At 57.0% G+C, this 6,619-nt stretch carries 5 protein-coding genes; 3 read left to right on the forward strand and 2 right to left on the reverse strand.

Features of this window, described 5'->3' with window-relative positions:
- Nucleotides 1-1,571, forward strand: a 1,571-nt coding sequence (locus P7F28_RS04540; RefSeq protein ID WP_277183248.1) for a TniQ family protein, incomplete at its 5' end; no start/stop codon positions are given.
- A 230-nt stretch (nt 1,572-1,801) separates the two neighbouring features.
- Here the strand turns inward: P7F28_RS04540 and P7F28_RS04545 are convergent.
- Together P7F28_RS04545 and P7F28_RS04550 are read right to left on the reverse strand one after the other, a co-directional pair.
- Complete coding sequence (locus P7F28_RS04545) at nt 1,802-3,505, reverse strand: phage integrase family protein (RefSeq protein ID WP_277183249.1); 1,704 nt, start codon at nt 3,503-3,505, stop codon at nt 1,802-1,804.
- Between the two features lie 224 nt (nt 3,506-3,729).
- On the reverse strand, nt 3,730-4,095 hold the full coding sequence (locus P7F28_RS04550) for a hypothetical protein (protein ID WP_277183250.1): 366 nt from the start codon (nt 4,093-4,095) through the stop codon (nt 3,730-3,732).
- Nucleotides 4,096-5,144: 1,049 nt separating this feature from the next.
- On the opposite strand from P7F28_RS04550, the gene P7F28_RS04555 reads away from it, so the two are divergent.
- Together P7F28_RS04555 and P7F28_RS04560 are read left to right on the forward strand one after the other, a co-directional pair.
- Nucleotides 5,145-5,741, forward strand: a complete 597-nt coding sequence (locus tag P7F28_RS04555; protein ID WP_277183251.1) for a hypothetical protein — start codon at nt 5,145-5,147, stop codon at nt 5,739-5,741.
- Between the two features lie 613 nt (nt 5,742-6,354).
- Nucleotides 6,355-6,619, forward strand: a 265-nt coding sequence (locus P7F28_RS04560) for a hypothetical protein (protein WP_277183252.1), incomplete at its 3' end; no start/stop codon positions are given.

Raw genomic sequence — 6,619 nt, forward strand, 5'->3', positions numbered from 1 at the left:
TCATGAAAGAAGACAATCATGATTATCTTTTTAGGTATAACCTGCTCTCTGCCTCGCCGATTGCCGACGGCGAAGTCTTTGCCACATACCTTAACCGACTACCGCGCTATGTGGTCGCAGGAGATGCCGATTTGTTGGGCGTTCAATACTCCTGGATATTCCCAACTGCGATACGGAGCATTGTCGAAGACTTGGCCGAACTCACCGGATCGCTCGAACAAGTCCTAACGCGAAACACACTGTTCCCCGCAGTTGTGCGCTTCCGTTCCCCAAGCGACGAGGCGTGGCTCCGAGGACATATCTTTGACGCCTACCGCAGAGGCTCTTTGTCGAAGGCTGGGTTACACAACGCGCTAACTCGAGGTCACATTGTATGGAAGGCGGGTATATGCCTGGAATGTCTCAAGGAGGACATCACCACGTCGGGTGAGCGGTTCTGGCGGCGAGACCATGTTCTGTCTGACATTCGACTGTGCGCCCGGCATGGCACACCAGTTTTCGAGTTCTGTGATGCATGCACCTACAGCTTTAAGCGATCAGGAAGAATTGAATCCCCTCGCGAGCGGTGCATATGTGGAGGACCACTGCATTTGCGCGCGACAACTAGGTACGTTCGAGAGTTGGACCTGGCACGCGGTTGGTCAAAACTGCTTGACAGCAATTTCGCGCCACATGTTCATGCACCGCAGATCGCGCTGCTAACACTTTCGCAAGCCACAAAGATTGGCGTGGTGCACTGGAAAACTATGTACTACGACAGGTTCCATCAACTACTAGCTGCACGCAGGATGATTCCTCTAGGCAAGAGTATCGGTTTTCCAATGCAAGGCAACGAGCTTCGGGCAGCCCTCAAAGGGAGGACAGTATTCAGAAATCCGCTACACGGCCTATTTGCGCTTATCGCACTTTACGGTTCCTGGGACGAAGTCGAGAACGCCATGCTGAGGCCGATCGAACCCCCGGTTACCTTCTCGGTTGCACCTACAACACATACCGTAACGACCTACCAATATCGGAAAGACTACAGTGACGGGTTATATGCACGATCACTAGCAATTTTCCCTGAAACCTGCCGAAAATACCAAGATCTTCAAGCGCTCCACCCCGAATTGGGCTATACCGAGCTCAGGCGACTTCTGCCCTGGTTCAATAGGGTTGCTCTGACCGCAGACCGACTGACGGCGCATGGAATACAACTGGAACCGCTCATCGATGTCATCGACACATCAGGCGCAGCGTTAGTTGAACGGCGCGGAAAGCAATTCCTCGAAGAAGATGTCAAGTATCCCATCACAGTTGCCCGACTGCTGAGAGGGCATCGTGCATACTCGCGTTGGCTTCGCCCCGATGCACCGTCCCGCATGCCTCTAACCTTAGCAGCACTCGATAAGCACGTCGAATCTCGCCCGATGTACTTACGCCGCCTTCTTCGACGCTGCTCTCTCAGTGGACTCCTGCCGCGCGTACCTCCGGACGAGGCCGACACAATAAAGTCCATGAATGATGATGAACTCGAATCGCTCGTGTGGCAGTATTACTGCCGTTCGAAGAGGCGGAAGGATGCTGATTAGCAGCGTGTAGAAGATTCACGAGGAGACGGTGAGCGCCACCACGCAATCAAACGGTGGCGCTCACCGGGCAAAATGAACCGACAATCACGGGATCAATATTTCGGTCTCTATAGAAGGCTGAAGTAGTCCGTGAGGCGTTTCGGCCCACAGCCGTGACGGTTCGCTCTAACGTACGAACGCCCACCTGGCAGAATCGAGGCCAGCAATTCCAAGTGCGCTGTCCATAGCCTCTACCTCACCTGAGAAAAGGCTTTCGCGATCTGTCTAGCCCGTTTCGCGTCATCGCCATGAAGATAAATTGATGTCGTTGAAATCGACGCATGACGCAGGTTGTCACGCACAGTCATAAGCTCCGCTCCGTGCTCCAGCGCGTAAGTCGCATGGGTGTGCCGCATCCAGTGGGGACTTGCACGATGTAGCTTGTTAGCAAGGACCGGATGGTCCTCATCGAGGAGCTTGGAGGCCTGCAGGAAGAAACGACGCAGCACAGCCCACAACCGAACGCCACTTATACCTCCCGCGACATCGTTGTCCAAACTGGCGACCAAGGGTGTATCCGGTTTCCAACGCGCCTGCGTCACCGGCAGCCCTCTCGCAACCAGATACTGTGAGAGTGCGTTCCAAGCTGAAGGCGGCAACGCGACCTTGCCGCGCTTTCGGCCCTTGCCTGTCACGTTCAACCAATGTTCGCCGCGACTGTTAGTTTCGACGTCCCTCAACTTTGCACCCACCAATTCGCTTGCCCGCAAGCCAGTGACGAAACCGACATCAAGCAAAAAACGCAACCGTTGCGCGGCAGGCACACTCCAGCCATATGACCATTCAAGTCCATCAGCTATCGTGCGGACCAGCGCCCATTCCCCCTCCGTGAACGCACGCGACGCATCAAGGTCAGCTGATTTGGCGCCTCCTTTCACCTTCACTCCCGCGAACGGATTCGCCAAGACGTACCGCTGCTCGATCAGCCAGCGAAACAGTGCGCCGATAACTGAAAGTGCGTAGGCAGCCGACCTCGCCGACAGGCCCCCTGCAAACGGACGCCACTCTGGCGACCTACGCGGGCGCAGCGGCCCGACCCAGCGTCCCGCGGGCGCTGGCCGCCGTAAAAACTCGCGGTACGCCACCGCCTCTTCAGTTGTCAACGACGACAGAGCCTTCCCGCGTTCGACGATCGCCCACAGGATCAGGCGCTCCGCTTCTTTGCGGTATGCCCGCTGGGTCGCCGGCAAGTCGTGGAGCGACAGCCAAGCCTGCACTGCCTCATAGTCATTATCTGCCGCAAGCACGCAGGTTTTCCGGGGCGCCCGAAACCTTCCGTTGGACCCGTCGACATCGTGCGGAATGCGCAGACTTTCCCATGGCACGACCACGGTCGTACGAGTCGCGGCAACAAGAGCGTGTGCGCGCTCGGTCAGTACCGGATGCGCGGCAACGAACGCCTCGATGCGTTTCGCGCCGGTCGCCCCGAGTTCGGGTATTGCCTTCCACCAAGTTCGACGACGCGGTATGCGCACCGTCAGCTCAGCAAGCGTCGCGATGCCTTGCGCCCGAAGAGCCCGAACGGCTCGTCCTTCGATCCACCGCTCGACGGGGTCAGAAATCTCCGGCTCCGGTGGCTTTGCGTGCCGCAATTCCTCGATGGCTTTCGCAACTGCCTTGGCATGCTGCGCGCGCTCAGAAACGGGGTGGTCCAGCAACATGAGTAGGTCGTCGCGCTTGGCCTCGCGCGCCACTGCAACGAGCCTCCTACGAATCTTGCCCAAAACGCCGCGCGCGGAGCATCCACTGTCGAGCCGCCCTGGCAGATACCGACTGACGGCATCTCGAGTCGACATCCCGGCATACCACGCTCTCAGGACAGCTATCTCGTCAGCATTTAGGAATTCTCCAGACACATGGTTCTGAGGCCTCCATGTCGTGAACCGCGTTTTCATGAGCGTCACTTTGTGCGGAAAATACAGCTAATAGGATAAGAAGGCTTATCCTAATAGCACTCAGGTACGCATTAGCTCAAGCCGAGCGCCAATGCACGACGGTGCGGAGTTAGATGATCGCCAGGCAACGCAGCGGGCGAGAGCGCATATCGACGCTTATGTGGTCGCCACGCGCAGCCGGCAATATCTCTGCGGCCGCCGTCGCTGCAGAACAATCTCCCTTGCTACTTCCGTGTCGGCGCGCTTATTCGGCGAACCAGCTTCGGCTGGCTCGCAATCGCGAGCTCACGTTTAAACACCATGTCAATCTCGTTCCAGGACAGGTCGCCGAACCTGCACGCGTCTTCACCGGTGAGGGTTAGAAGTCCCGCTGGCCCTTCGTCCGGCTTCCAAATAAGATAGCTGGAACTTTCCGCGACGGGTTTGACCAGAACCATCAATCCACCGTTCGTCAGCCCGCCCCAAAGTGCGTGAAGCTCGATCGAGGTGTACCGCATTCCCTTGAAATAGACCAGTCCCCGATGAACCATACGCTTCCGCCAGGGAGAAGACGCACTTGGCTCCGCATCCAAACTTTCAATATCCGTCATCCGCTCCCCCTTCACCAAGGTCGCCGAGTCACTTGAACCGGCTGGTACCTCATTGCCTTCGCAGAACTCTACCGATGATACCCTCCGCTATGACGCCTGCATGCCAGAGCTAGCGACTCGATGGTCGGCAACGCCCCCTTCGTCCCGCGGGGCCTGATTGTCGCAGAGCCGCGGATGCGGCTACTTACGTCTCGGCGTGCCTGCGACATAGACGCTTCCGAACGCATGAAACGACGTCGATAGGTTAAAGCATAAGTTGGTCTTCTGCACCTATGCAAGCACGTCAGTCGCGGGCCGATCGACAAATGAAGGCGTCGATCACGCACGATGCGGCCGCCTGAGTCGGATGCCGCGTGAACTTTGGTCCGGCCTTCCTGAAAGTGTCGCCCGGTTGCAGACTTCGCGCTGAGTGACATCGATGTTACACAAGCAGGACGAGCCCCGTACTCAACGAGTAAGCGCTCACCGAAAAACTGGGCAAGTCGTCGCCGCCGCACCTTCGCAGCCCCGTCTTGACGTTGCCGGTCGCCTTCTTTGAGCAAACTTCTTGGTAGTCGTTGTCGTGCCGACCGATCGCGTGCATATCTTGCCAGCAAAACATTGATCTCTCTTCTTGGCATTCGCGGCGCACGACCATTCTGCTCGAACGACCCGCCAACCGTTGATTCTTCGCGTTGGTGTCTTGTAGGACGCGGAAAGTTCGAAATTCGTAACCGGCGACCGCAATCGTCGTCCACGAGACTTGCCTCTGCCGTCTAACCAGAACGGCTTTGCGACGCGATGTTGCGCTGTTGCTGCTCGGAATCTGCGACGACTTCTCCCAAATGTTGAGTACAGGGAATCGATATTAGGAAGAATTTTCCACTCACCGTTTCACGGCAGCTCATAAACAATCCCGTTTTCCTAGAAGCCATTTTCGGAAGGCGCCACCGGGACCTCACGGACGCACATTGGCTAACTGCGAACTTGCGTCGAATTATGGTCGGTCCACCTACATATACTTTATCTCCGAGGCACACGTCGCCTCTCATTAGCTTGAACTACGAGATATGAGCACCAAAGACAACAGCTCCCCCTCCTCCCTCGACAGCGCAGCAGTAGCAAACGTGCGCAACGAAGTTGCCGATACCGTCGTAGCCTTTCTTGTGGACTGCCGACTGAAAGACCAGGACTTGACAGCGGGGATTTTGGAAATGGCATTGGAGTACGCGTACAAGCCACACCCGCGGTTCTGGCGCGACATCGACCTCGCTGCAGTGGTCGAAGCAATCTCGCTCCAATATCCAAATTGGCGGTGCGCTTTGGCTACTGGTGGCAACACCGCAGAAGAAGTCCTGTACGAGGTCGACCTCGCACTTTTTTGCAACGGGTTCTTTGAAGCCATGGCAGAGAAGATGATGGAACTGCCGAAATCGGCTCGTCCGAGGACGGGTGTGGCAACCCTGCAGTGGATATGCGCGGAATTGGACAGGAACGGTCAGGTCGCTGAATTGCTTTTGGCTCAAATGCCTGAAGTACAGTGCGGCAAACATGCTCTTCTCTTGATGACATGTCTCGAACAGGCCGAGTTGGGTCACGAGATGGTGCTGCTGGGGACTCAAACTGCCCGGTGCTATCGACAAGCGCGCATGGATGATGTTGCCTGAATAAGTGGAGCGCGCCGGCGGACGAAATGGCGAGGCATCCCCGACAAGCTATTAGCGTTTCGGTTCGCTCGACCTTTCGTGGCGCAAAGAGCTCTGACGGGGCGGTGCTTACGGCTAAGAAAACGGTGTTCCTGTCAAACCCTGTACCGGAATCCGTGTAGATGAGCTCGCGCGGTCTGCTTGCGCGTCGTTCTTTCCAATCTGAGCCGTCCGGACGCTGCAGGTGAATTGGCTAGGTTAGTGGCACCTGTCTTCACGGGCGACTGAAAGCTCCCAGCGCTCCCGTGCGCGCGACGCTGACTTCCACCGCGGTGCCTCGAACAAGCTCCGGCGGCTGAGGCAAGTCCGTGTTACGTGCTGCGGTCATTTGTGGTGGACAGGTCTTCGGCCTTATGCGCGCCGCGCAGGTTATCGCGGACGAACCCTTCGACCGTTTCGAAGGCGCGACGCCGACCCCGCAACGAAACGCGCTCTTCCTCAGAGACGCCTGACGATTCCTGTCATCCATTGTCGAAGCCGCATGTCATGGCTCGCGAAAACATTCGGGTGGAACTGTTGTCGACGTGGCTCGAGCATTGGCCTACACTCATCTGGTATCGATCAAAGGTGACCCATGATGTCCACTGATGAAGAGAGCTGGGCAGTTCGACAGCCCGGCGCCATCGAGCTGGCACACAAGCGCTTAATCGAACTGTTCGAGCGGTTGAAACCTCGTCTGCAGAGCGACGTCCAGCAGGAACTTTTCAGGGCCCTTAGCGCTATATTGGACGATGCCTTGAAGCCGAAACCTGACGCCGGCGAATTCTTCTCGATTGGTGATGCGGCCAAGTTGCTATTCGTCTCCGGGCCACATGTGCTGAAACTGCTCGAACAGGGAA

This window comes from Caballeronia sp. BR00000012568055 (genome assembly GCF_029439455.1).
Classification (GTDB): Bacteria; Pseudomonadota; Gammaproteobacteria; order Burkholderiales; family Burkholderiaceae; genus Caballeronia.

Coding starts and splice junctions, on each gene's coding strand:
- P7F28_RS04545 (WP_277183249.1), bottom strand. CDS start 3,505: ATGAAAACGCGGTTCACGACATGGAGGCCTCAGAACCATGTGTCTGGA.
- P7F28_RS04555 (WP_277183251.1), top strand. CDS start 5,145: ATGAGCACCAAAGACAACAGCTCCCCCTCCTCCCTCGACAGCGCAGCA.
- P7F28_RS04550 (WP_277183250.1), bottom strand. CDS start 4,095: ATGACGGATATTGAAAGTTTGGATGCGGAGCCAAGTGCGTCTTCTCCC.